This is a genomic window from Modicisalibacter sp. MOD 31.J, from assembly GCF_020147985.1.
Taxonomy (GTDB): domain Bacteria; phylum Pseudomonadota; class Gammaproteobacteria; order Pseudomonadales; family Halomonadaceae; genus Modicisalibacter; species Modicisalibacter coralii.
In genome coordinates this window covers 545842-570960 of record NZ_JAGXFF010000002.1, presented here as the reverse complement: position 1 = coordinate 570960, position 25119 = coordinate 545842, and the positions used below count along the sequence as shown (strand labels likewise).

Genomic DNA, 25119 nt, shown 5'->3' with positions numbered 1-25119 from the left:
GCGCGCCCCATCACGGAGGATGGCCACATGAGCGACGCCCTGCAGATGGTCCCCACGCTGCTCGACCGTCTACTCGACGACGAACCGCAGCACACGACCGAGACCGGCCCCGGACACCGCTGTTCGTTGCAGGCCTACAAGGCGAGCGTGGTTCGCGACCTGGAACTGCTGGTCAACACCCGCCGCGAGCTGCTCGCTGCCGAACTCGATGACTGGCCGATGCTGCAGGACACCCTGCTCGATTACGGCCTGCCGGACTTCATCAGCCGCGGGGTGCGCAGCAGCGAGGACCGGCGCCTGATACAGCGACAACTGGAGCGCACCATCGAGCACGGCGACAAGCGCTTCAGCAGCGTGCGCGTCCAGTTGCTCAACCAGGACAGCCATGACCGGATCCTGCAGTTCCGCATCGAAGCGGTGCTCTCGCTGAGCGAAGCGAGCCAGCGCGTCGCCTTCGACGCCGTGCTGCAAGTCAACACCCGACAGTACAAGGTGCAGAACCTGACCTGATGCTCGACGACCTGCTGCCATACTACGAGAAGGAACTCTCGCACCTGCGCTTTCTGGGCCAGGAGTTCGCCAATCGCTATCCCAAGATCGCCTCGCGCCTGCTGCTCGAGGGCGACGATTGCGAGGACCCCCACGCCGAACGCCTGATCGAAGCGTTCGCGTTTCTCAGCGCGCGCGTGCACAAGAAACTCGACGACGACTTCCCCGAGATCGTCGAAGCGTTTCTCGATGTGCTCTATCCGCACTACCTGCGGCCGACGCCGGCGCTGTCCATCGTCCAGTTCGATCCGGGGCAGCAGACCACGCTCACCGGGCGCTACCACCTGCCGCGTCACACCATGCTCCATTCGCGGCCGGTGGAGGATTCGTTCTGCCGCTTCCGCACCTGCTACCCGGTGGACGTATGGCCCATCGCCCTGACCGGCGCCGAACTGACCCGGCTGGAGCGTTCGTCGTTCAACGCCCACGGCAACGACCACGTGGCCCGATTGACGCTGGCGCTGGAATGCCTGGGCAACAACGACTTCGGAAAGCTGGGGATGGATCGCCTGCGCGTCTTCCTCGATGGTGAAGGCAGCCTGATGCACCCGCTCTACGAGCTGCTCTTCAACAACGTCGCGCGCATTACGGTGAGCTTCGTCGAGGACGGCCGGCGGCGCGAGATCGCCCTGGCGCCGAACGCGATCTCGCCGGTGGGCTTCGCCCCCGACGAAGGCCTGATCGACTACTCGGAGCGCTCCTTCCTGGGCTACCGCCTGCTGCACGAATACTTCACCTTCCCCGAGAAGTTCCTGTTCTTCGACCTCGCGGGGCTGGCGCGCCCGCTGGCGGGCAAGGCGGTGACACAGATCCAGGTACACGTCCTGTTCCAGGACTACGACCAGCACGAGCGGCTGGCGCGGCTGGCACAGACCCTGGGGCGGCACAACTTTCGGCTCGGCTGCACGCCGGTGGTCAACCTCTTCCCCCAGCAGGCCGAACCGATCAAGCTGACCCATACCCGCCACGAATACCCGGTGGTGCCGGACGTGCGCCACTCGCGCTCCACCGAGATCGTCTCGATCGACGAGGTGACCCGGGTGATTCGCACGGCCACCCGCGACGAGGTCACGCCCTGCCTGCCCTTCTTCGAACCCCGGGACAGCGACAAGCACGCTCGCCAAAGCTACTGGATCGCGCGTCGCGTGGACGCCGATGAGGCCCGCGACCCCGGTACCGAACTGCGTCTCAGGGTGGTCGACCGCGAGCTGGAACTGCTCGATGCCAGCAGCGACACGCTCAGCCTCAAGCTCACCTGCAGCAACCGCGACCTGCCGCAACTGATGACCTTCGGCCATCCGCGAGGCGATTTCACCCTGGATCGCGAGCAGGTCGTCGAGCGCATCGCCTGCCTGCGCAAGCCCACGGCGCCGGTTCGCCCGCCCATGGGCAAGGGCGTGATCTGGCGGCTGATCTCGCACCTCTCGCTCAATCATCTGTCGCTGGTCAGCGATGGCCGCGAAGCCTTGATGGAGCTGCTGTCGCTCTACAACTATCGCCAGGCATCGGCGATCCGCAAGCAGATCAACGGCATCGCCGCCATCCACAGCGAGCCGGTGATGACGCGCATCGGCCACCCGCGTCCGGCCTTCGTGCGCGGCACCGGCATCACACTGGAACTCGACGAGAGCCAGTTCACCGGCAGCGGTATCTTTCTCTTCGCCATGGTGCTGGACCACTTCTTCGGCCAGTACTGCAGTCTCAACAGTTTCACCCAACTCACCCTGCGCTCCCGGCAGCGTGAACAGCGAGTCGCTCAATGGCAGCCAAGAACCGGTACTCAGCCCCTGGTCTGATCGACCAGGCTCGCGCGGAGCCCTGGCGATTCGGCTTTTTCCAGTTGGTGCGCCTGCTGCGGCTGCACTACAGCCGAACCGGGCGTATCGATCCCGAGAACCGCCCGCACGAGGATCCGCTGCGGTTTCGTTCGTTGCTGTCGCTGGATTTCCCGCCCAGCGAGATCAGCGACCTCAACTTCGAAAGCGACAGGATCCGCTCGGCCAACGGCGATTCGTTGAGCGAGATCCAGCTCACCTTCATGGGCCTGGTAGGGCCTTCCGGCGTGCTCCCCCGCCCCTATACCGAGCTGCTGATCAATCGTCACATCGAGAAACGCGACGACGCCGCCCACGCCTTTCTCGACCTGTTCTCGCATCGCATGACGGCGCTGTTCTACGAGGCCTGGCAGAAATACCGGTTTCACATCGAGTACGAGCGCAAGGGCAGCGCCGACTTCGAGGAGTGGCTCTTGCACCTGGTCGGCTTCACGCCGACGACCCGGGCGCAGCGGCTCGATCGCGACGACGACCCGGCGAGCTTGCGCCGCAACCTGTTCAGCGGCTTCTCCGGGCTCTGGACCCAGCGTCCGCGCAACCCCGGCAATCTGCAGGCGATTCTCGAATACACCTTCCGCCAACCCTGCCGGGTGCAATCCTTCGTCGGCCGCTGGATACGCCTGGCGCCGGACCAATGCACGCGGCTCGGGCAGGCCAACGCCGCGCTCGGCCAGAGTGCCGTGGCGGGCAGCCGCGTACGCGATTATCAATCGGCGTTCCGGATCCGCTTCGGCCCGCTGAGTCTCGACGCCTACCGGTCCCTGCTGCCGGACACCGACACCCATCGCCGGCTGGTGCGGCTGGTGCGCTTCTACGTCGGCATCGAGCTCGATTTCGAGATCGAGCTGACCCTCGACAAGCACGAAATCCCCTCACCGCAAATCGGCGCGGGACACGGTCTCCGCCTGGGGCGGCTGGGCTGGCTCAAGCCGCCCGAACGTCCGGCCGACGACGACGGCCGGGTCATTTTCGACATTCCCTTTGATGGAGCCACGGCGTGAGTCTCAAATCCCTGTTCGACAAGCTCAACGACCCCTGTCGCGAGGCCATGGAAGGCGCGGCCGCGCTGTGTCTGGCCGAACGCCAGTACGAGGTCGACATCGAGCATCTGCTGACCAAGCTGCTCGACAGCGACGACAACGACGTGCTGCGTATCGCCCGCCATTACGACGTCGTGCTCGATCGGCTGGCGAGCCAGCTCGAGGAGACGATCGCCACCTTCAAGACCGGCAACACCCGCACGCCGGCCCTGTCGCCGCGCATCACCCGATTGATCGAACGCGCCTGGGTGATCGCCTCGATCGACCACGGCGAGGTACAGATCCGCGGTGGACACCTGCTGCTGGCGCTGCTCAGGGACGATGAATTGCGCCGCGTGATCGTCGACGGCGCCCGCGAACTCGACCGCATCAACGTCGACGACCTCCAGGCCCACTTCCACGACCTCATCGGCGGCAGCCAGGAGGACCGCCACGTGCGTCCGCTGGGCGACGCCGCCTCCGGCGGCAACGGGGAAGCGGCCGCCACCGGCAGCCCGGACCAGCGCCCCGCCAAGAGCAAGACGCCGGCACTGGACCAGTACACCATCGATCTGACCGGTAACGCTCGCGCCGGACGTATCGACCCGGTACTCGGCCGCGAGGCCGAAGTGCGCCAGATGGTCGATATCCTCACCCGGCGGCGCCAGAACAACCCGATCCTCACCGGCGAGGCCGGGGTCGGCAAGACCGCGGTGGTCGAGGGGCTGGCGTTGCGTATCGTCAACGGCGACGTGCCGCCGCCGCTGGCCAACGTCGAACTGCGCACCCTCGACCTGGGGCTCCTGCAGGCCGGCGCCGGGGTCAAGGGGGAGTTCGAGAATCGCCTCAAGAGCGTGATCGAGGAAACCCGGCGCAGCCTGCATCCGATCATCCTGTTCGTCGACGAGGCCCACACCCTGATCGGCAGCGGCGGCCAGGCCGGCCAGGGCGACGCCGCCAACCTGCTCAAGCCGGCGCTGGCCCGCGGCGAGCTGCGCACCATCGCCGCCACTACCTGGGCCGAGTACAAGAAGTACTTCGAGAAGGACGCCGCCCTGGCGCGGCGCTTCCAGGTGGTCAAGGTGGAGGAACCCGAAGAGCCGGTGGCAATCGCCATGCTGCGCGGGCTCACCCAGCGCATGCAGGACCATCACCAGGTCAGCATCCTCGACGACGCCATCGTCCAGGCGGTACGCCTGTCGCACCGCTACATCACCGGCCGTCAGTTGCCCGACAAGGCGATCAGCGTGCTCGACACCGCCTGCGCCCGGGTCGCGCTGGCGCAATCCTCGCAGCCGGCGGCGCTGGAGGACGCCCACCGCCGGGTCAACGACCTGTCACGCGAGATCGCCATTCTCGAACGCGAGCAGCGCGAAGGCGCGGAGCACACCGAGGCCCTGAGCGCGCTCCACGAACGACTGGCCACCACCCGGGCGCGGATCGACGACCTCGGCGCGCGCTGGGAGCGCGAGCAGGCCATCGTCACCCGCCTGAAGGCGCTGGAAGCCGACCGCGACGCCATCGAGGCGGGCGAGCAGCCCGGCGACGCCGACGCCTTGAGTCGACAGATCGGCGACACCCGCCGCGAACTGACCGAGGTCCAGGGCGCACACGCGCTGGTGCACGGCCACGTCGACGGCAACGTCATCGCCGAGGTGATCGCCAACTGGACCGGCATTCCGCTGGGCAAAATGCTGCGCGACGAGATCGCCACGGTGCAGCAGCTACCGAGCCTGCTCGGCGAGCGCGTACTGGGCCAGGACCATGCCCTGGCCGAGATCGGCAAGCGCATCGCCATCTCCCGCGCCCGCATGGAAGACCCCAACAAGCCGATCGGGGTCTTCCTGCTGCTCGGCCCCAGCGGTGTGGGCAAGACCGAGACCGCGCTGTCGCTGGCCGACGTGCTCTACGGCGGCGAGCGCAATGTCATCACCATCAACATGTCCGAGTACCAGGAGGCGCACACCGTCTCCAGCCTCAAGGGCTCGCCGCCGGGCTACGTCGGCTACGGCGAGGGCGGCGTGCTGACCGAGGCGGTGCGGCGCAAGCCCTACAGCGTGGTGCTGCTGGACGAGGTGGAGAAGGCCCACCCGGACGTGCTGGAGCTGTTCTTCCAGGTGTTCGACAAGGGCGTGCTGGACGATGGCGAGGGTCGCGAGATCAACTTCCGCAACACCGTGATCCTACTCACCTCCAACGTCGGCACCGACGACATCATGCAGCGCTGTTTAGGCGCGGACGCCCTGCCGTCACCCGACGCGATCGTCGAGAGCCTGCGCGATCAGCTCAATGCGGTGTTCAAGCCGGCCTTCCTCGGGCGCCTCAACATCGTGCCCTATTACCCGGTACAGAACGAGATCCTGCGCGACATCGTTCGACTCAAGCTCGATCGCATCAAACAGCGCTTCGAGGCCAACCATCAAGCCGGTTTCGACTACGACGCCGCGCTCGTCGACGCCATCGCCGAACGCTGCACGGACAGCGACAGCGGCGCGCGCAACGTCGACAACATCCTCTCGGGCAGCCTGATGCCGACCATCGCCGCCCAGGTACTGGATCGCATGGCCGAGGGCCAACCGATCGAGAGGTTGACGGTCAGCCTGAACGACCAGGGCGACTTCGATTACACCCTGATCTGAGCCCCCACCACTCCGCCGCCTCACGGACGCGGGGTGCGGGACACGTCATGACATGAAGGGAGACGCGCCGCTCATGACCGACATGACCACCGACACGTTGCTCGACACCTTCGGCATCGAGCTGGCCCCGACACAGCGCCTGCTGCGCCTGGACATCCCCGGCGTGGCCCTGCTGCCCCACCGGCTGGTCGGCGAGGAACGCGTCAGCGAGCCGTTCGCCTACACCCTCGACTGCATCGCCCAGCACGCCGACATCGAACTCAAGACCCTGATGGCCCAGCCGGCCCGGCTGTCGATCCGTCAGGCCGACGGCGACTACCGCGCCCTCCACGGCCTGGTCAGCGAGGCGGCGCTGCTCGGCGAGGACGGCGGCGTCAGCTACTACCAGCTCACCCTGGTGCCATGGCTCGCCATGCTCGGCCTGGGCCGCGACAGCCGGATCTTCCAGAACCGCTCGGTGGTCGAGGTGCTCACCGAGGTCTTCGACGCCTTCGCCCCGGCCAAGGGCCGCTACCGCTTCGACCTGCGCCGCGACTACCCGGCCAGAAGCTACTGCGTGCAGTATCGCGAGAGCGATCTGGCCTTCGTCAGCCGGCTCTGCGAGGAAGAGGGCCTGTGGTACTACGTCGAGCACGGCGAGGACGATCACTGCGTGGTGTTCACCGACGATACCGACACCACGGCGCCGGTCGAGCCCCGCGCCATCCGCTTCCACCGCCAGGATGCCACCGAGGCCGAGGACGCCCTGACCCACTGGGGCGGGGCGCGGGCCCAGCAGCCCACCCGGGTCAGCGTCGCCAGCTTCGACTACAAGCAGCCCGCGCTGACCCTGCGCACCGGGCTGGACACCCTCGACGACCAGGGCAACCTGCCCGAGCGCGAGCTCTACGACTACGCCGGCGAGTACTACTACCACGGCCACACCCGCGGCGAGCGGCTCACCGCCAACCGCCTCGAGGCCCACGAGTCGCTGGCCAAGCGCTTCCACGGCGCCGGCGGCGCCCGTCAGTTGCAGGCCGGGCGCTGGTTCGAGCTCACCCAGCACCCGCTGCACGACACCGGCGGCGAGGCCGAACGCCAGTTCCTGCTGCTCGGCGTCACGGTGCACGCCGAGAACGTGCTGCCGGTCTCGGCGCACCTCAAGACCCTGCCCGGCAGCCTGCAGCCCCGGCTCGACGCCGCCAAGCGCGCCCACGGCCTCGACGACCTCGACCCCCAGGCCCGCGACGACGCCCGCGACAGCGACTACGCGCGCATCGGCACCGGCCACTTCCTCGTCGACCTCGAGGCCCAGCGCCGCAGCCAGCCCTACCGCCACCCGCTGAGCCACCCCCGGCCGGTGGTCGGCGGCCCACAGACCGCCACCGTGGTCGGCCCCGAGGGCGAGGAGATCCACACCGATCCTCTCGACCGGGTACGGGTGCAGTTCCACTGGGACCGCCAGGGCCGCCACGACGAGCGCGCCGGGGTCTGGCTGCGGGTCGCCCAGCCCAACGCCGGCGCCGGCTGGGGCGGGGTGTTCGTGCCGCGCATCGGCCAGGAAGTGCTGGTCGACTTCCTCGAGGGCGACCCCGACCGGCCGCTGATCACCGGCCGGGTCTACAACGGCGAGCAGCGCCCCGAGTGGCACAGCCACGGGCTGTTCTCCGGGTTCAAGAGCAAGACCTATCGCGGCAGCAAGTACAATGAGCTGCTGTTCGACGACGCCACCGACCAGGAGCGCGTGCGGCTGGGCTCCGAGGCCGACAAGAGCCAGCTCAACCTCGGCTACCTGATCCACCAGAGCGGCAACACCCGCGGCGCCTTCCGCGGCAGCGGCTTCGAGCTGCGCAGCGACGCCTATGGCGCCATCCGCGCCAACCGCGGGCTCTACCTCACCAGTTGGGGCCAGCTCGGCGCCAACGGCGACCAGCTCGACCTGAGCCCGGCCAAGCAGCAGCTCGACAGCGTCTATCAGCTCAGCGACACCCTCAGTCAGAGTGCGGCGGATCACGACGCCGAGCCCCTGGAAGCCCGCGATCACCTGAAGCGCGCCGGCGAGGACGCCGACGACCGCTACGGCAACAGCGAGCAGCTCGCGGAGACCAAGCAAGACAGTGCCCGTGGCGCCACCGACAGCGGCGGCCGGGGCGAGAGCGCCGGCCTGAAGGCTCCCTGGCTGCACCTCGCCTCCCCGGCGGGGATCGCCCTGAGCACGCCGGAATCCACCCATCTGGCCCAGGGCAAGTCGCTGAGTGTTTCCAGTGGCGAGGACATCAACCTCGCCGCCGGGCGCCGCCTGGTGGCGGCGGTCGCCGAAAAACTCTCGCTGTTCGTGCAGAAGGCCGGCATGAAGCTGTTCGCGGCGCGGGGCAAGGTGGAGATCCAGGCCCAGAGCGATGCCATGGAACTGACCGCCGAGAAGGACGTCAAGATCACCTCCACCGAGGGCCGGGTCGAGATCACGGCCAAGAACGGCATCCTGCTCACCAGCGGTGGCGGCTACGTGCGCATCAAGGACGGCAACATCGATCTGCACGGTCCCGGCAAGATCGATATCAAGGGCGCCCAGCACCTGTTCGCCGGGCCGACCAGCCTGGACGCACCGATGCCCGAGCTGCCGGAGGGGGAGAGCCAACTCTGCGCGACCCGGAACCAGGCCGCCTCGACAGGTGGAGAAGGCTCGGTGGAGGGTTGATCATGGACCCTGCATTCGATGAGGCAGCCATCACCGCACGCATGGTGACCGCCGCTAACGAGGGCCACCTGCTGCGTCTCGTCGATCCCGCCAATGCGCCGGCCAGACAGTGCCGGGAAGATACGACACTGCGACGCATCGACAACCCCTTTGTCGTCCTTCCCGAGACACAGCACCTGTACCTGGAGCGTATCGCTACCGGGGACGCCGAGGCACTCCACGACGAGATTCAACGAGAACGCCAAGGGCAACCGATCAGCCGGGTCGAACCCGTGGCGTTCTGCGGCTGGCTGATCTCGAGACAGGCCCTCTCGACGATCGCCGGCTACCTGCGTCGTCAGCTTGCCCAGAAGACACCCGAGGGAAAAAACGCCCTGCTGCGCTTTTACGACCCCCGGGTCATGGAGCGGCTGACGCGGATCCTGGATCAAGCACAACTATCGACGCTGTTGGGACCCATCGACCAGTGGATTCATTTCGACAATGGCCGGGCCCTGCGATGGATCGCCCCGCATCAGGGCCATCGTCGCCTGGCGCAGCTGAAACTGAATGCCGATCAATGGCAATCCATTCGTCGCATCGGCCAGGTGAATCGCTGCCTGGAACTGTATCGCACGCTTCCCGACGCGGATCACAACCGCGAGATGGGCCCGGATGACACGGACCGCCTCATCGTCGAAGCACACGGTTATGGCCTGAGCGAACGCCAGGATATCTCCGCGTTCGTGCTGCACGGTCTGCTGCTGCACGAACGGTTCCACCGCCATCCCCTGATGCAGACGCTATTGAAAAAACGCGCAAGCGGCATGAGCTACATCGGCCTGACGAACCGGCTCACTCAGCAAGACTGGGAAGCCATCGCGGAAGACAAGGAGACTTTCGAGCATGACGGACATGTCGAGGAGTAACGAACAAGCCGCGTCGGGAGAGACCCCCGGCATGGAGAACGGGCGTTGCGCGTTCTGCGAGCGCAAGGGCCTGCCCATCCTGCCGGTCCGCTATGCCGTCTGCGAGCGCAATGATCGCAACAGCGGCATACCGGAACTCCCCGAATCGCGTATCCGCGAATTCACCGACATCATGCTCGACCAATCGCTGGAAGTGGGTGAAGAAAAGCCCGTGGCGAATTCACGTATGGTGCCATCCAGTGTCGAGAAGGTTGTCTCCGGCAGTAGCGATAATCAAGTCAACAAGTACATCCTTCGCCAACTGCGTCAGGGGTATCTTTACCTGTACGATCAGGACAATCCGGAAGGGATGTACTGGTACGCCTACGCCATCACCGCCGATGGCAAGTACTATCAGTTTCCAGTCCTCAACCCCAAACCCCTGGACAAGATCGAATTCTCCTGCAAGAACAAGCCCAACGATGCCTTGAACGCCTCGCTGATCACGCTGCCCAATCCCGACAAGTCGAGGATTCTCTATTACGCCTTCACCGAGCATGCCTGGCCCCCGGAACATATTCAGATGGTCGGCGGTGACCGGGCCTGGCGCGACACGCACATGCAGAAGGTCGATATCAAGGCCTGGGTCAACGGCGACGCACAAGCCTTTGCCTACGGCACCAACGAACTGGGATGGGTCGCCGAGTACAGCGATGGCGCCGATGACCTCAGCGAGCAGTTCTGGTCGAGCGGGCCGCAACGCAAGCTCTTCGACCGCGAGCAACTCAAGAACGCCATGGATCTGCGCCTAGACCACGCGGCCAGCCGTTACCAAGGCAAGGGGCTGATCCTGGCGGTCAAGGACGAAGCCGGTATCATCGATGAGCTCAATGCGTACCGGCATCAGGCCCTCGCCGCGACCGAAGACTTCTTCAAGGACAGCGACACGAGACGCCGCAAGCTGCTCTGCAAGCAGGCCATCGACGCTTTCCAGAAGAACTTCGCCAGAAGTTATCGAGAAAGCCAGCGACAAGCACTGAACGATGCGGTCGACGAGGCTCGGCAAAAGCGCGACGACTACATCGACCGCCACAAGGACGTTCTCGGCACGTCCGGTGAAAATGCACCTGGGAACCGGGATATTCGTTATCAGAAAAACCGTTTGGATCGCGAGGTCAGGGAAGCCGAGGAAGCCCGCGAGCGAGCCCCCCAAGAAGCCCGGGAAGCGGAAGCCGAACGCGAACGGCAGCGTGAAAAACTACGCGCCGAAATTGCGGAACTAGAGGCTGCCAAGGAACGGGAGATCGCCATACAACGCCAGAACATCGAGCACCATCGGCGAAACGGCAATGATCACATTGTCAAGATCATGGAACAGCGTATGCAAGAGGGTAGCAGCTATGATGCGCACATAAAAAGCAAGCAGATTCTACTCGATGGCATCCAATCAGAAGCGGAAGAAGCTGCCGAGGAACACCGCAAGCAACTCGAGGAACTTTACGACTCGAAGGATCTCGAAGACTTCGACAGGAAGTATCGTGAACAGACCGCCTATTGCGATGCCCTGCTCGCCCTGCACGACAGCGACTACGCCTTCTGGGTACGCGACCACCTGTCCGCGGTCGTCGGCCGCTACAGCCGGACCAACTACTGGATGGGCCTCGGGCTGAGCGGCCTGATCGCCAACGCTCTGCGTGGCGGCATCCTCTCGCCCGCCAGTGCCGGGCTGTGGCAACACCTGGGGAGTCAGCTCGATGCCGAGGACTCGCTGGTACTGAGCGCCCTGTTCGCCAACCAAACCTCACTGATCAGCGAGGCAAGGTCCACCGTCAGCGCCCTGAAACCGGCCGGGACACTGACCTCGAAGACATTGTCGGACTGGGGCGAACGCTTCCAGGCCATTCAAGTCAAGGCCCAGACGCTGACAAAGCGCCCAGCGCTGGACGATGAGATCCGCAATCGCCTGCGCCCCGTCCAGGGCGCCCTGGCGATGACAATCGGCAACTCGTTCGCCTCCCTGGTGACCTACGACGCGGCGGACGTGTTCAACAGCGATGCCAAGACCTGGCTGTCGCACTTCATCCCGTATGCGCAACTGGCCTACATGGGCGATCCGGAGACGCACTCCGGCAAGGCGGCCACCCCCGTTCTGCACCGCTTCCATCTGTCACTGGCGGGATACCACCAGTGGCTCAGGCTGGTGATGCGCTACAGCGAATCGGCGTCTCAAGGGGCCGACACCAGTCGGGCCCTGAAGTCCCTCGATGAACGTATCGGCAACTTCGTTGCACCGATGGCGGACAACGGCTGCTTCGTCGATGTCGCCCTGCCCGCCTTCGCGCTGGACGCCGAGGTCCTAGAACGGTTGAGCGATAGCGCCCTCGACGAGACCTACGGCCCCGAAGAGCGACAGCAGCGCTGGGAGGATCTGCAACAAAGCGCCCGGGACGTGGGCGTTACCCTTGGCAGCGCCGGCAGCTACGGCAAGGTCGCGGCACTGGGCCTGGTGCTCTGGAACACCCTGCTGGTGGTCGACAAGGAACTGCTCAGCGACGAGGACACCGGCGCCGACTGGGCCAAGGTGCTCGGCGCCAGTGTCACCCTGGCCAACGGCGGTATGCAGGCTATCGAGGGCTACACGAAGATCCGCGCCGCCAGCCTGGCCGAGGACGGTACCCTCGCCCGAATGGTGGCCAACGGCAACTGGAAGCTGGCCGGTAAAGTGCTGGGCGCGGTCGGCGGACTGGTATCGATCTGGGACGGCGTCAAGAAACTGACCGAAGCCGCCCGCGCCTTGCGTCTTGGCCAGTCCGCCAGCGCCGAGAATAGCATGATCATGGGCGGCGTCACCGTGGGCGGCGGCCTCGCCACCCTGATGGTGATCGGCGCCAGTACCGGGATCGGCCTGGCGGTCGGTCTGCTCGTCGGCATCGTCACCCTGCTTGTCGGCTACTGGACGGTCACCCTGGTAGCGCCCTCTGTGCAAATGTGGATCGACCGCAGCCTGATCGGGAATCACACTAGCCAGGTTCAACCCTTCGACGACATGGCCTCGGAACAGAGTTCGCTGGAGATGGTCTTCCAGGGGGTAGTGGTGGAATTGTCGTGGACGCCGGTGGCGCCCACCCCATCGGCCTACACTAATTCGTCTATTGCCTATCTGCCGGCACAGATCAATGACGAGGCGATGCAGCAAGAGCGCGATCGCGTGGAGCAATTGGTACGCATCAATCTGAAGGTCCGGGTGCCGAAGTTGGATACGATTGAGCTGATTCTTCAGTTTACTCCACATGGAGAAAGAAGAACTATTTTTGACTGGACCTATCAAAAAAACCGGAGTACCAAAGCGCTAGTGTCTGCTACAAACTCGGGATACGATACGACTCAAAGCAACGCACCAAGTGATCAACTAGAATTCACGTTGAAAGATAAGGTTTACGAGGCGGAATGGTCGCACGTGTACTCAAAAAGCGCTTTGACCGAGTCGGTCGACCTTTTCGTTAAATTTCGTTCCGCCGACACTCAGGCTCTGAAAAGTGATGCATTAACCCTCAGCATTGATGATTGATAAATTTTACGGGAGGTATTCTGATGAAGCATTTATTTTTCATCATCGCTCTCTTCTTGTCCAACAGCGCACAAGCGAAAGTTCTTTTCCATGATCCAACAGGGAAAGCGCTTAACGCTGCCATCGATAATCTTTCAGAAAAGGACGTTAAAGATTTATCCACTCCCGACGCCAGCCGTAAAAAATTTTTTTTGGGGCTTTTTTATATAAATGGAGCTCCAGAATTTCATATCGAAAAAGACTGCAAAAAATCCGTCGCTTTCTTGCAGGATGCTTGGGATGAAGACATTGCTGATGCTGGGTATACTTTGTCCACCATGTATTACAATGGCGTCTGTACGGAAAAAAATATCGCTAAGTCAAGAGAGTTGGCAACGCAAGCAGCGCAGGGGGGTTATATCTTAGCGCAACGCATGCTAGGCATGGCTTACGTAGGTGAAAAATGGAAAAAATTATACCCTTACAATGTCGACAAAGGTATATACTGGCTCAGCAAGGCGGGTAACGCTGGCGACGGAGAAGCTGCAGGGCAGCTCTCACACATGTATGGGAAAGGTGATGGTGTTCCCAAGGATGAAGACAAGTATTTTTGCTGGCTTAAAAAAGCTGTTTTCACAAAATACGAAAAAGGTAATATGCTTGGCATGCCAGGGCTAGCAAAGGCATACGAAAATGGGATAGGAACTAAAAAAGATCTTGTAAAAGCATACAAGTATTACGATTTAATCGGCACTGCAGGTGTAAAAGGTAAGCAACGTATCGCAAAACAGATGACTCAGGAGCAAATCAATAAGGCCCTAAGCCAGTCCCGTGACTGGCAGAAAGAAAACAACGTACAGACAGGCAGTGGGGTCATATGGCGCGTCAAGTGATGGCACGACAACGACTACGCCTTCTGGGTGTACAGTGATGGTATTCGCCTGACACATGCCCCCGTGGGCTCCCTATAGTTAAGCAGTGTTTTCTGCCGTTTTCCTGGGCTCCTTCTTCGTCGCCTTAGGGAGCCCCTTCTTGAAGACGGCATAAGGCGTCGCCCCCTTCATGTTGCGGCCCTGAGGCGGCCGTTTCGTGTTGTAGATGACCAGATAATCGTCCAGGTCCTGCTGCATCTCTTCCAGGGCCTCGTACCACTTGGTGCGCCCCTGGATGCGGAAGTGCTCATCCAGCAGGGTACGGTGCAGCCGCTCGACGAAGCCGTTGCTCTGCGGTCGCCGAACCTTGGTGGTGCGATGCTCGATCTCATCGAGCTGAAGGAACAGCTCATACGGATGCTGATCCTTCCGACCGCAGAACTCTCGGCCGTTGTCGCTGAGCACCGTGCTGACTTTGGCGTTGTGGGCCTCGAAGAAAGGCAGCACGTCGTTGTTGAGCACATGTACTGCCGTGATGGGCAGTTTGCTGGTGTAGAGGCGCCCCCAGGCGTAGCGGCTGAAGCAGTCGATCACGGACTGCAGGTAGACCTTGCCGACCCCCTTGAGCGTGCCGACGAAGAAGGTGTCGACGGCCACCAGTTCACCGGTGTGGTGGACCTCGATATGGCGTTCGCGGAACTCAGGGCTGAAGCGTTCCAAGTGGAGAACCTGATCTTCGGTCAGCTCGATCTTCTGCTCGCGTGTGGCCTTCTCGAGCCGCAGGAGGCGCTCATGACGGGTCAGCAAGTCATGGCGTCCCCAGACGCCTCGGACTCCCGTAGAGCTGACCTGAATACCACGTAGCGCCAGTTCTTGAGCGACGCGAACCGGACCGTGGGTGGGGAAGGCCAGGCTGTGCTCGAGAATGGCCGTTTCGATCTCTTCGCTGACGCGGTTGGGGTGTGGTCCCCGCGGCCCGGGAAGCTTGTCGACGAGCCCCACGGAGCCGAACGTCTGATAGTTGCGACGGATCTCATAGAACTGCTGCCGGGAGTAGCCCATGACCTTGCAGGCCTTGCTGACGTTCTGCAGATCCTTGGCCAGTTCTAGGAGACTGAGCTTGCGTCGTGCTACCTTTTCTTCGGTGGTCATAGTCGTTTCCTCATGGTGTTACAGCCGAGCGTCAGACACTCGTTCTATAATCCACGGGGAGCACTATGGCCACTTTGCTTTTCAGCGGCCGACTGTCAGGTAAATACCGTCACACCTCAGCCGGTATCGAAGGCAAGCAACGTGTCGCCAAGAAAATGACCCAGGAACAGATCGACGAGACACGCCGCGAGTCACAGGCTTGGCAAGAAGAACACAATGTCCAAGTTGGGGGCGGGTTTATACGACGCGTCAAGTGACGTTTAGCGTTTTATCAGCCATGCCGACGCATGGCTGTCGCACTGGACGCCGAGGTCCTCGAACGATTGAGCGATAGCGCCCTCGACGAGACCTACAGCCCCGAAGAGCGACAGCAGCGCTGGGAGGATCTGCAGCAAAGCGCCCGGGACGTGGGCGTTACCCTTGGCGGCGACGGCAGCTACGGCAAGGTCGCGGCACTGGGCCTGCTGGTGGTCGACAAGGAACTGCTCAGCGACGAGGACACCGGCGCCGACTGGGCCAAGGTGCTCGGCGCCAGTGTCACCCTGGCCAACGGCGGTATGCAGGCCATCGAGGGCTACACGAAGATCCGCGCCGCCAGCCTGGCCGAGGACGGTACCCTCGCCCGAATGGTGGCCAACGGCAAATGGAAGCTGGCCGGTAAAGTGCTGGGCGCGGTCGGCGGCCTGGTATCGATCTGGGACGGCGTCAAGAAGCTGACCGAAGCCGCCCGCGCCTTGCGTCTTGGCCAGTCCGCCAGCGCCGAGAATAGCATGATCATGGGCGGCGTCACCGTGGGCGGCGGCCTCGCCACCCTGATGGTGATCGGCGCCAGTACCGGGATCGGCCTGGCGGTCGGTCTGCTCGTCGGCATCGTCACCCTGCTCGTCGGCTACTGGACGGTCACCCTGGTAGCCCCCTCTGTGCAAATGTGGATCGACCGCAGCCTGATCGGGAATCACACTAGCCAGGTTCAACCCTTCGACGACATGGCCTCGGAACAGAGTTCGCTGGAGATGGTCTTCCAAGGGGTGGTGGCGCAGTTGTCATGGCGAGAAGCCATTCACGCAGGGCCGGGACCCAGTTCAGCGAAAAAAATAACTTTGGACGTTAGCTTACCCAAACTCAAAGAGTTCGAATTCATATTTTCACTATCCTCACCAGAAACTGGAGAATTATTATTTGACTACACAATCAGGAAAACTTATGACAGCGCTCCATCTACGATTGACAAAAAAACTCAAGGCGGCGGCTTTGGAAACAACGAAAAAGACATGTTAGAAGAAACTTCCCCTAAAGACAGATATGGCTGGAAGATAAGCCAGGATTATGAAAACAGCACCTTAGGAAGCTTGGTCATACTGAAAATTGTTTTAAAAACCCCAAGTTCAGAAAACTATCAATCCGGTGACGCTTTACTTTTGGAGTTTGGCAATGATTAAAATATTAATATTCGTGGCATGTTTATCCTTTACCTACACCCCTAGCTTTGCGAACTCTCAGTCCAAAGAGTCGGACACTCAAGCTTTAGAAACTTCCTGCAAAACTCATACTGTTAATGAAAATAACACTAGCAGCAACCCATGCATAGACTACACAATGGGTCTTAGATATTTAAATGGCGACAAAGAATCAGGCATCACTGTAGATTACAAGAAAGCCATATACCATTTAAAAAAGGCTTGGAATAAAGGGGTTATTGATGCAGGCTACTCTCTCTCCACAATGTATTACAATGGACAGCTTGTTGAAAAAGACCTTGACAAGGTTAGAGAGCTACTGCTCAAATCAGGAAAAAAAGGGTATGTAAAATCTCAAAGAACTCTAGGCCAATCTTACTGGGGAAAAACTTTAAACGACGTCTTCGAAAAAGATATTGAAAGCGCCATTTACTGGTTAAAAAAAGCTGCTTCTCAAGGTGACTCTCAGTCTGCCGCCAGTCTTTCCGCCATTTACAAGAATGGCGATGGAGTTGATCAAGATGAAAGCTTATCTTTTAAGTGGAGAAAGCAAGCAGCTCTATCAGAGAAAGCAGGATACAATCCAGGGCAGTTTTATGTGCTGGCGACATATTATGAGAAAGGCATTGGCACAGAAAAGAACCTTGTCAAAGCCTATAAATATTACGACCTGAGCGGCACCGCCGGCGTAAAAGGCAAGCAACGTATCGCCAAGGAAATGACCCAAGAGCAGATCGACGAAGCTCTACGTGAGTCTAATGCCTGGCAGGAAGAGAATAATATCCGTATCGGCGGTGGGCTCATACGGCGCGTCAAGTGACGTTTGGCATTTTATCAGCCATGCCGACGCATGGCTGTCGCCCTGCCCGCCTTCGCGTTGCAAGGCGAGGCTCTCGAAAGGTCGAGCGATAGCACCCGGGGCGAGACCTACGGTCCCGAAGAGCGACAGCAGCGCTGGGAGGATCTGCAACAAAGCGCCCGGGACATGGGCGTTACCATTGGCAGTGCCGGCAGCTACGGCAAGGTCGCGGCACTGGGCCTGGTGCTCTGGAGCACCCTGCTGGTGGTCGACAAGGAACTGCTCAGCGACAAGGACACCGGCGCCGACTGGGCCAAGGTGCTCGGCGCCAGTGTCACCCTGGCCAACGGCGGGATGCAGGCCATCGAGGGCGGGGCTCACTGGTGTGATAGCCCCGCTGCGCCCCAAGCCCACTCGATCAAAGAGTTCATGTCGGCTGGTACCAGACAAACCCATCTCGCCGGTTCTCGTCGGTGCGCTAGGCTCGGTAAGAGTATTGACCACCGCGAGGGGCCCATGACCCGGCGCATCGTGATCATCCAGGGCCATCCCGACGCCAGCGAACCGCACCTATGCCATGCCCTGGCCCAGCACTACCTGGAAGGGGCTGAGGCGACCGGCCACGCGGTGCGGGTGATCGATGTCGCCACGCTGGATTTCCCGCTATTGTGCAGTCAGAAGGCCTGGCAGGAAGGCCCGTTACCCGAGTCGCTACGCTCCGCGCAGGCGTCGATCGCCTGGGCGGAGCATCTGGTGCTGATATTCCCGCTCTGGCTCGGCGACATGCCGGCACTGCTCAAGGGCTTTCTGGAACAGGTGGCGCGGCCGGGCTTCGCTTTCGAGTACGAGAAGCACAATCCCTTCGGACGCAAGGGGCTTACCGGGCGTTCTGCACGGGTGGTGGTGACCATGGGCATGCCTGCGCTGGTCTACCAGCATTTCTATCGCGCTCACAGCGTCAAGTCGCTGGAGCGCAACATCCTGGGCTTCGTGGGCATCGCCCCTATCGAAGAAACACTGATCGGCCAGGTCGAGTCACTGACACTCAAGACCCGACAGGCCTGGTTCGAGAAGCTCCACGAACTGGGGCGCTGGGCACAATAGCGAGCTGCTGCCAATGCCCGGAGCCGTCGAACTCATTCCCGATAACGGCTGATCCGAGGCAATGTTTATCGCGAACCAGTTCGCTCCCACCGGAATGACCGGCCACCGATCTTTTCCTGGCCTCACCACGCCGGCGGGAGGGAATCAACGAGTCGTGCTGATTCGAGAACTCTAGCGACCGCCGGTCACATCGATACAGGTCCCGGTGGTATACGAGGCCGCATCGGAGAGCAGCCAGAGGACCGCCCGGGCGACTTCCTCGGCTTGACCGCCACGGCGCATCGGCACCGTATCCTTGAGACGATCGACGCGTTCGGGTTCTCCGCCACTGGCGTGGATATCGGTATAAATGATCCCCGGACGCACGGCGTTGACACGAATGCCTTCGTCGGCGACCTCCTTGGCCAGGCCGACCGTGAAGGTATCGATGGCGCCCTTGGTGGCGGCGTAGTCGACATATTCATGGGGCGCGCCGAGCCGCGCGGCAACCGAGGAGAGGTTGACGATGGCGCCGCCGGTACCGCCCTGCGCGATGGACATGCGGCGGATCGCCTCGCGGGCGCAGAGAAAGCTACCGGTGACATTGACGGCCAGAATGCGGGCCAAGCGGGCAGCATCCATGTCGGCCACGCGACACTGCCGCTCGAGGATGCCGGCATTGTTGACCAGCGCGGTCACCGGCCCCAGTTCTCGGTCGATGCACTCGAAGAGTCGCACGACCTCGCCCTCCTCGGCCACATCGGCAGCCACGGCGATCGCCCCGCCGCCGGCCGCGACGATCTCGTCGACCACCGCCTCGGCGGCCTGCCGGTTACCCCGATAATTGATGCAGACCCGATAACCCGCCGCCGCTCCCAGGCGGGCCACGGCGGCACCGATTCCCCGGCTACCGCCGGTCACCAGCATGACGTCACTCATCGCAATGTTCCGTTTCGTGTTGAAAGACGTCTCCATCCTGGGCGGCGACGCCGATTTTGGGAAGACGGAAACGCGAGATGTGATCTCTCGGCAGGTTGTTCATTCGGCGCCTACCGGGCCAGGGAAGGTACGAACCCCCTCTCCAGAAGGGCCGGATGCCTCCATGAGAATGCGCGTCTCATGCCACATGGTCGAATCCTGCTGGCCGCTCCGGTCATCGATGAAGGAGTGCGGGCTGCACCAGCCATAAAGCGCTCGCATCAATGACGCCTATGTTGAGCGATGCAAGCTGGGAAAGGAGAGGCAGGCATCTGCCTGCCTCGCTTCATCAGTACAACTGGCATCGCCCACAGGCCAGCTTGGGGTACCATCCTCCGGTTAGCCGGCCAGGCCTGACTGTGAAAAACCTCGCTAGGGATCGGCACGTCTGCCGATACCCCGATAGACCAGCCCGCGGGCGGCCACGTAGACGGGGTCGTAGATGTTGCGACCGTCGAGAATCAGGCGCGAGCCGAGGGTCTCCGCGAGGCGCCGCCAGTCCGGGTTCCAGTAACACTTCCACTCGGTGACGAGCATCAGCGCATCGGCCCCTTCGCAGGCCGCATAGGGATCGTCCTCGTACAGGCTCAGCAGCGGATGGGCGCCGACCTCCTTGCGCAGGGCCGGGAGTGCCGCCGGATCGTGGAGTTGCACGTGGACGCCCTGGGCCCACAGCGCCCGTAGCAGGGTCAGCACCGGCGCGTGGTCGATGCGCGTGGTCCCCGGCTTGAAGGCCGCCCCCCAGATGGCCACGCGACGCCCTTCCAGTTGGCCGTGGAAATGCGTCCACAGCTTGCGGAACAGCGTCTCCTTCTTGTGCTCGTTGATGTCCAGGACCTGCTCGAGCAACTGGGACTCGCGCCCGGTCTCGTGCTGGACATCGGCCAGACGCATCAGGTCGCGGGAGAAATTGGGGCCGCCGAAACCACACCCGGGATAGAGATACTCGTAGCCGATACGCGTGTCGGCGCCCATCCCCTGGCGGACGTGCTCGACGTCCACGCCCAGCGAGTCCGCCAGCCCGGCCACCTCGTTCATGTAGCTGATGCGGGTGGCCAGCATGCCGTTGATCGCCAGCTTGGTCAGCTCGGCGGCACGCCGCGGCATGCGCTGAAAGACCTCGGCACGCCGGTTGAAGGCGCGCAACAGTTCGCGGACCTGGTCCGCCGCCCAGTCGTCCTCACAGCCCAGCAACCAGCGCGACGGTCGGGTGAAGACCTGCCAGGCGCGCCCCTCCTCGAGCATGTCGGGCAGCACCACCGCCACCTGAGAGGCGTGCCGCAGCAGGGCTTCGAGCGATTCGGTCTGACCCACCGGGAAGGTCGAGTTGTTGACCACCACCAGCGGTGAGGTCTGCCCGCCGGCGATGGCGTCGATGAACTGTTCGGCGGCCTCGCGCTGGTCCGGCGCCAGGGCCAGCCATACGATATCCACCTCGCCGCAGGTCTCGAGACCGTCGGTGGCATCGAACACCTGCAGCGCCCCGGCCTCGCGGCTGGCCGAGAGCTGCTCGGCCACCGAGGGTTCGCGGGACAGCCAGTCGGCTTCGGCCAGTTGGCTCCAGGGCGCATCGGGATGCGGATACCAGTCGACCTGGTGGCCGACCGACGCCAGGGCCGCCGCGGCCGTGGCCGCCGCGAGCTCGCTTCCATGCACGATGATTCGCATCGCTTACCCCTCGCTGGCGTAACGCTGCAGAAGGGCGTTGAAGCCGTCGCCGAACTTGGGATGGCGCTTGGCGAAGACCAGCGTGGCCTCGAGATAACCGAGCTGGTGGCCGCAGTCGTAGGTCGCGCCCTGCATCCGGTAGGCGGCGACCGGCTTGTCCTGACGCAGCCGGTCGATGGCGTCGGTGAGCTGGATCTCGTTACCGGCGCCCGGCGGGGTATCGGCGAGCAGCGGGAAGATTTCCGGCGGCAGCAGATAACGGCCGATCACCGCCAGCGTCGACGGCGCCTCCTCGACCTTGGGCTTCTCCACCATGTCGCTGATCGGGGCGCTCTTGCCCGGCGCCGGGGTCTCGCCGTCGAGCGCCACGATGCCGTACTTGTAGGTCAGCTCCTCGGGCACGTTCTCGACCATGATCTGCGCGGCGCCGGTCTTGTCGAAGGCCTCGATCATTCCCGCCAGATCGTTGCGCGTCAGGCCGGCATCGTCGACCAGCACGTCGGGCAACAACACCGCGAACGGATCGTCGCCGATCACCGGGCGCGCGCAGAGGATGGCATGGCCCAGGCCCAGCGCTTCGGGCTGGCGCACGGCGATGATGCTGACATCGTCGGGCACGATGCCGCGCACCTCGGCGAGCATGTCGTCCTTGCCCTTGGCCTCGAGCATCGCCTCGAGTTCGTAATGCTTGTCGAAGTGGTTCTCGATCGCCCCCTTGCTGGAATGCGTGACCAGCACGATCTCCTTGATGCCGGCCTTGACCGCCTCCTCGACCACGTACTGGATCACCGGCTTGTCGACGATGGTGATCATTTCCTTGGGGATCGCCTTGGAGGCGGGCAGGCAGCGGGTGCCGAGCCCGGCGACGGGAAGTACAGCCTTACGGATCATGGGGTCCCTCCTTCATGCACGAATGATTCGAGTATGTCATAGCGTTGCGTGACCCGCCGCATCCTGCAGCGAGCCGAGACGCCCGGGCGCCTCGTTCACAAACGATAACATCTATGCGCGCCCGACGTGACCGTCAACGGCGAATCGGTGGGGTAAACGCCAACCGCGACAGACATGCCAGCGTCCCGGCCGGCCCCCAAAGCGCTCGATAACAGGTAGAATGCCGGGATCATACCGCAGGAGGTCCGCGATGCCATCTCATGCTCCGCCAGGCACCCCGCTCGACGTCGAGTTGTTGATCGAGGCCCGCTGGGTGCTGCCGATGAGCGAGGGTCTGCCGACCCTGGACGACCATGCCGTGGCGATCGATGCCGGGCGGCTGCTCGGCCCCTGGCCCATCGAGGAAGCGCGCCGTCGGGTCAGGGCGCGCCGAGTGCTGGCCCTCGGCCACCATGCCCTGCTGCCCGGTCTGGTCAACGCCCACAACCACGCCGGGATGAGCCTGATGCGCGGCTTCGCCGACGACCTGCCGCTGATGACCTGGCTCAACGAGCACATCTGGCCCGCCGAGGCGGCCCACGTCAATCCGCGCTTCGTCGCCGACGGCACCCGCCTGGCGATCGCCGAGATGCTGCGCTCGGGGACCACCACCTTCGCCGACATGTACCTGGCCCCCGAAGCGGTGGCGGAGGTGGTGGCCCAGGCCGGCATCCGTACCCAGCTCTGCACGCCGCTGATCGACTTCCCCACCCCCTGGGCCGCCGATTTCGGCACCGGCCTCGAACGCACCCGGGCACTGGTGGAACGCTATCGCGATCATCCGCTGATCGAACTGGCCTTCGGCCCTCACGCCCCCTACACCGTCGGCGACGACAGCCTGCGGCGCCTGCTCGAGGCCCGCGAGCGGCTCGACCTGCCGGTTCAGATGCACGTCCACGAGACCGCCGACGAAGTCGAGCAGGGGCTGGCCAAGCACGGCAAGCGGCCGTTGCAGCGCCTGTTCGAGGCCGGGCTGCTCGGCGAGCGCTTCCAGGCGGTCCACGTCACTCAGGTCGACGACACGGATTTGGCGATGCTGCGCGAGACCGGCACCCAGGTCATCCACTGTCCGCAGTCCAACCTCAAGCTGGCCAGCGGCTTCTGTCCGGTGGAGCGCCTGCGGCGCGCCGGCGTCAACGTCGCTCTGGGCACCGACGGCGCCGCCAGCAACAACGACCTGGACATGATCGACGAACTGCGCAGTGCCGCGCTGCTCGCCAAGGGCGTCAGCGGCGACGCCGCGGCCCTGCCGGCCATCGAGGCCCTGGCCATGGCCACCCGCGACAGCGCGCACGCGCTGGGGCTCGGCGACCGGATCGGCCAGTTGCGCAACGGCTTCGAGGCCGATCTGATCGCCGTCGATCTGCAGGCCATCAACACCCTGCCCGTCCATCACCCCGCCTCGGCGATCGTCTACGCCATGAACAGCCGTCAGGTCAGCCATTCCTGGGTGGCGGGTCACCCACGGCTGGTGGACGGCATTCTCTGCGACAGCGATGTCGAGGCACTCACGCGCATGGCCATGGAACAGCAGCGCGCCATGGCCACCACCAGCCAATCGGGAGAGGCTCAATGACTCAGGCGCAAGGCGAAGACCGCCGCCATAACGTCGATCACAATGAAATCGCCAAGTTCGAGGCACTGGCCAATCGCTGGTGGGACGCCGAAGGCGAGTTCAAGCCGCTGCACGAGATCAACCCGCTGCGTCTCGACTTCATCGACGCGCGCGCCGGCCTCGCCGGCAAGACGGTGATCGACATCGGCTGCGGCGGCGGCATCCTCAGCGAGGCGATGGCCCATCGCGGCGCCACGGTGACCGGCATCGATCTCGGCGAGGCGCCGCTGTCGGTGGCCCGCCTCCATCAGCAGGAAAGCGGCGCCGAGGTGGTTTACCGCCAGGCCAGTGCCGAGGAAATGGCCCACGAGCATCCCGGCGAGTTCGACGTCGTGACCTGCCTGGAGATGCTCGAACACGTGCCCGATCCGGCGGCCGTGGTGCGCGCCTGCGCGACGCTGGTCCGCCCCGGCGGGCATGTGTTCTTCTCGACCATCAATCGCAACCCCAAGGCCTATGCCTTCGCGATTCTCGGCGCCGAGTACGTTCTCGGCCTGCTGCCGCGGGGCACCCATGAGTATCGCAAGTTCATCCGCCCCTCGGAGCTTTCCAACTGGTGCCGGGCGACGGGACTGCGCGTGCGCGAGCAGAGCGGGCTCACCTACAACCCGCTGACCCGCCGCTATCGCCTCGCGGCCCATGACGTCTCGGTCAACTACCTCATGCACTGCTCGCTGGAGACGCCATGAGCGAGCCCGCGACCACGCCTCCTCAGGCCCTGCTCTTCGACCTCGACGGCACCCTGGTCGACACCGCCCCGGACCTGGCCCGGGCCACCAACGCCCTGCGCGCGCATCACGGGCTCGAGGCGTTGCCCTATCCGCTGATTCGCGCCCAGGTCTCCAACGGCGGCAGCGCCCTGGTGACCCTGGCGCTGGGCCTGGAGGCCTCGCACCCCGATCACGCCAGCGCCCGGCAGTTCCTGCTCGACAGCTACGGGCGCGACGTCGCCGCCGAGAGCAGGGTCTTCTCCGGCCTTGAGCCGCTGCTGGCCGCCTGGTCGCGGCCACGTATCGCCTGGGGGATCGTCACCAACAAGCCGCGCGCCTATGCGGCACCGCTGATCGAGGCATTGGGTCTCAAGCCCGGTGCCCTGCTGTGCGCCGACGATCTGCCGGTCAAGAAGCCCGCCCCGGAACCGCTGTGGGCCGCGGCGCGTGAACTGGGTGTCGCCCCGGACGCGTGCTGGTACATCGGCGATCATGCCCGCGACATGCTCGCCGCGCATGCTGCCGGCATGCGCGCGATCGCGGTGGGGTATGGCTACATCGACGAGGCGGAGGATCGCGAGCGCTGGCAGGCCGACCGCTGGTTCGAGACGCCGCAGGCGCTGGCCGCGGCGTTGCTGGCGGTCGAGCGCGACGCCTGAAGGCGGGATGGCGCGACGCCGGTCGGCCCGGAGCGGGTGACCG

19 protein-coding genes are annotated in these 25119 nt (G+C 63.6%); 15 read left to right on the top strand and 4 right to left on the bottom strand.

The window, feature by feature from the left end:
• Positions 1-27: 27 nt before the first annotated feature.
• The 8 genes from tssE (at position 28) to KGR00_RS08330 (ending at position 14046) form a co-directional block, all read left to right on the top strand.
• On the top strand, positions 28-510 hold the full coding sequence (tssE, locus tag KGR00_RS08365) for a type VI secretion system baseplate subunit TssE (protein WP_224417165.1): 483 nt from the start codon (positions 28-30) through the stop codon (positions 508-510).
• The gene (gene tssF, locus KGR00_RS08360) at positions 510-2345 is read left to right on the top strand and encodes a type VI secretion system baseplate subunit TssF (RefSeq protein ID WP_224417166.1); all 1836 of its coding nucleotides are present in this window, start codon (positions 510-512) and stop codon (positions 2343-2345) included. Before tssE ends, tssF begins: the two co-directional genes overlap by 1 nt.
• On the top strand, positions 2309-3385 hold the full coding sequence (gene tssG / locus KGR00_RS08355) for a type VI secretion system baseplate subunit TssG (RefSeq protein WP_224417167.1): 1077 nt from the start codon (positions 2309-2311) through the stop codon (positions 3383-3385). The genes tssF and tssG overlap by 37 nt, the downstream gene beginning before the upstream one ends.
• Positions 3382-6042 (top strand): type VI secretion system ATPase TssH, encoded by a 2661-nt coding sequence (gene tssH, locus KGR00_RS08350; protein ID WP_224417168.1) that lies wholly within the window; start codon positions 3382-3384, stop codon positions 6040-6042. Before tssG ends, tssH begins: the two co-directional genes overlap by 4 nt.
• Before the next feature lie 73 nt (positions 6043-6115).
• Positions 6116-8719 (top strand): type VI secretion system Vgr family protein, encoded by a 2604-nt coding sequence (gene tssI / locus KGR00_RS08345; RefSeq protein WP_224424394.1) that lies wholly within the window; start codon positions 6116-6118, stop codon positions 8717-8719.
• A 2-nt stretch (positions 8720-8721) separates the two neighbouring features.
• Complete coding sequence (locus KGR00_RS08340) at positions 8722-9627, top strand: DUF4123 domain-containing protein (RefSeq protein WP_224417171.1); 906 nt, start codon at positions 8722-8724, stop codon at positions 9625-9627.
• Positions 9605-13174 (top strand): T6SS effector BTH_I2691 family protein, encoded by a 3570-nt coding sequence (locus KGR00_RS08335; RefSeq protein ID WP_224424393.1) that lies wholly within the window; start codon positions 9605-9607, stop codon positions 13172-13174. The genes KGR00_RS08340 and KGR00_RS08335 overlap by 23 nt, the downstream gene beginning before the upstream one ends.
• 23 nt (positions 13175-13197) lie before the next feature.
• Complete coding sequence (locus tag KGR00_RS08330) at positions 13198-14046, top strand: tetratricopeptide repeat protein (protein WP_224419917.1); 849 nt, start codon at positions 13198-13200, stop codon at positions 14044-14046.
• Positions 14047-14124: 78 nt separating this feature from the next.
• On the opposite strand, the gene KGR00_RS08325 is transcribed toward KGR00_RS08330, so the two are convergent.
• Positions 14125-15177, bottom strand: a complete 1053-nt coding sequence (locus KGR00_RS08325; RefSeq protein ID WP_224424392.1) for an IS481 family transposase — start codon at positions 15175-15177, stop codon at positions 14125-14127.
• 65 nt (positions 15178-15242) lie between these two features.
• On the opposite strand from KGR00_RS08325, the gene KGR00_RS08320 reads away from it, so the two are divergent.
• From KGR00_RS08320 to KGR00_RS08305, 4 genes are read left to right on the top strand one after another with little or no spacing between them, the layout of a single operon-like run.
• Positions 15243-15434: a hypothetical protein gene (locus KGR00_RS08320; protein WP_224424391.1), complete on the top strand. Its 192-nt coding sequence runs from the start codon at positions 15243-15245 to the stop codon at positions 15432-15434.
• A gap of 30 nt (positions 15435-15464) precedes the next feature.
• Positions 15465-16616 carry a hypothetical protein gene (locus KGR00_RS08315; protein ID WP_224424390.1) on the top strand — a complete coding sequence of 384 codons (1152 nt, stop codon included), beginning with the start codon at positions 15465-15467 and terminating at the stop codon, positions 16614-16616.
• Positions 16609-17454, top strand: a complete 846-nt coding sequence (locus KGR00_RS08310; RefSeq protein ID WP_224417173.1) for a tetratricopeptide repeat protein — start codon at positions 16609-16611, stop codon at positions 17452-17454. The genes KGR00_RS08315 and KGR00_RS08310 overlap by 8 nt, the downstream gene beginning before the upstream one ends.
• Positions 17455-17484: 30 nt before the next feature.
• Positions 17485-18537: an NAD(P)H-dependent oxidoreductase gene (locus KGR00_RS08305; RefSeq protein WP_224417174.1), complete on the top strand. Its 1053-nt coding sequence runs from the start codon at positions 17485-17487 to the stop codon at positions 18535-18537.
• Positions 18538-18708: 171 nt separating this feature from the next.
• On the opposite strand, the gene KGR00_RS08300 is transcribed toward KGR00_RS08305, so the two are convergent.
• The 3 genes from KGR00_RS08300 to galU all read right to left on the bottom strand — a co-directional run bounded on the left by KGR00_RS08300 (position 18709) and on the right by galU (position 22053).
• Positions 18709-19455 (bottom strand): SDR family oxidoreductase, encoded by a 747-nt coding sequence (locus tag KGR00_RS08300; protein ID WP_224417175.1) that lies wholly within the window; start codon positions 19453-19455, stop codon positions 18709-18711.
• Between the two features lie 411 nt (positions 19456-19866).
• The gene (locus KGR00_RS08295; RefSeq protein WP_129138333.1) at positions 19867-21162 is read right to left on the bottom strand and encodes a nucleotide sugar dehydrogenase; all 1296 of its coding nucleotides are present in this window, start codon (positions 21160-21162) and stop codon (positions 19867-19869) included.
• 3 nt (positions 21163-21165) lie between these two features.
• Positions 21166-22053, bottom strand: coding sequence for a UTP--glucose-1-phosphate uridylyltransferase GalU (galU, locus tag KGR00_RS08290; RefSeq protein ID WP_129138334.1), 888 nt, complete (start codon positions 22051-22053; stop codon positions 21166-21168).
• 250 nt (positions 22054-22303) lie between these two features.
• Here galU and KGR00_RS08285 point away from each other — a divergent pair, with 250 nt between their 5' ends.
• Genes KGR00_RS08285 through KGR00_RS08275 form a run of 3 tightly spaced genes read left to right on the top strand, consistent with a single transcriptional unit; the run spans position 22304 to position 25076 of the window.
• Positions 22304-23668 (top strand): TRZ/ATZ family hydrolase, encoded by a 1365-nt coding sequence (locus KGR00_RS08285; RefSeq protein ID WP_224417176.1) that lies wholly within the window; start codon positions 22304-22306, stop codon positions 23666-23668.
• Positions 23665-24396 (top strand): bifunctional 2-polyprenyl-6-hydroxyphenol methylase/3-demethylubiquinol 3-O-methyltransferase UbiG, encoded by a 732-nt coding sequence (ubiG, locus tag KGR00_RS08280; protein WP_224417177.1) that lies wholly within the window; start codon positions 23665-23667, stop codon positions 24394-24396. Before KGR00_RS08285 ends, ubiG begins: the two co-directional genes overlap by 4 nt.
• Positions 24393-25076, top strand: coding sequence for an HAD-IA family hydrolase (locus tag KGR00_RS08275; protein ID WP_224417178.1), 684 nt, complete (start codon positions 24393-24395; stop codon positions 25074-25076). Before ubiG ends, KGR00_RS08275 begins: the two co-directional genes overlap by 4 nt.
• Positions 25077-25119: the final 43 nt, after the last annotated feature.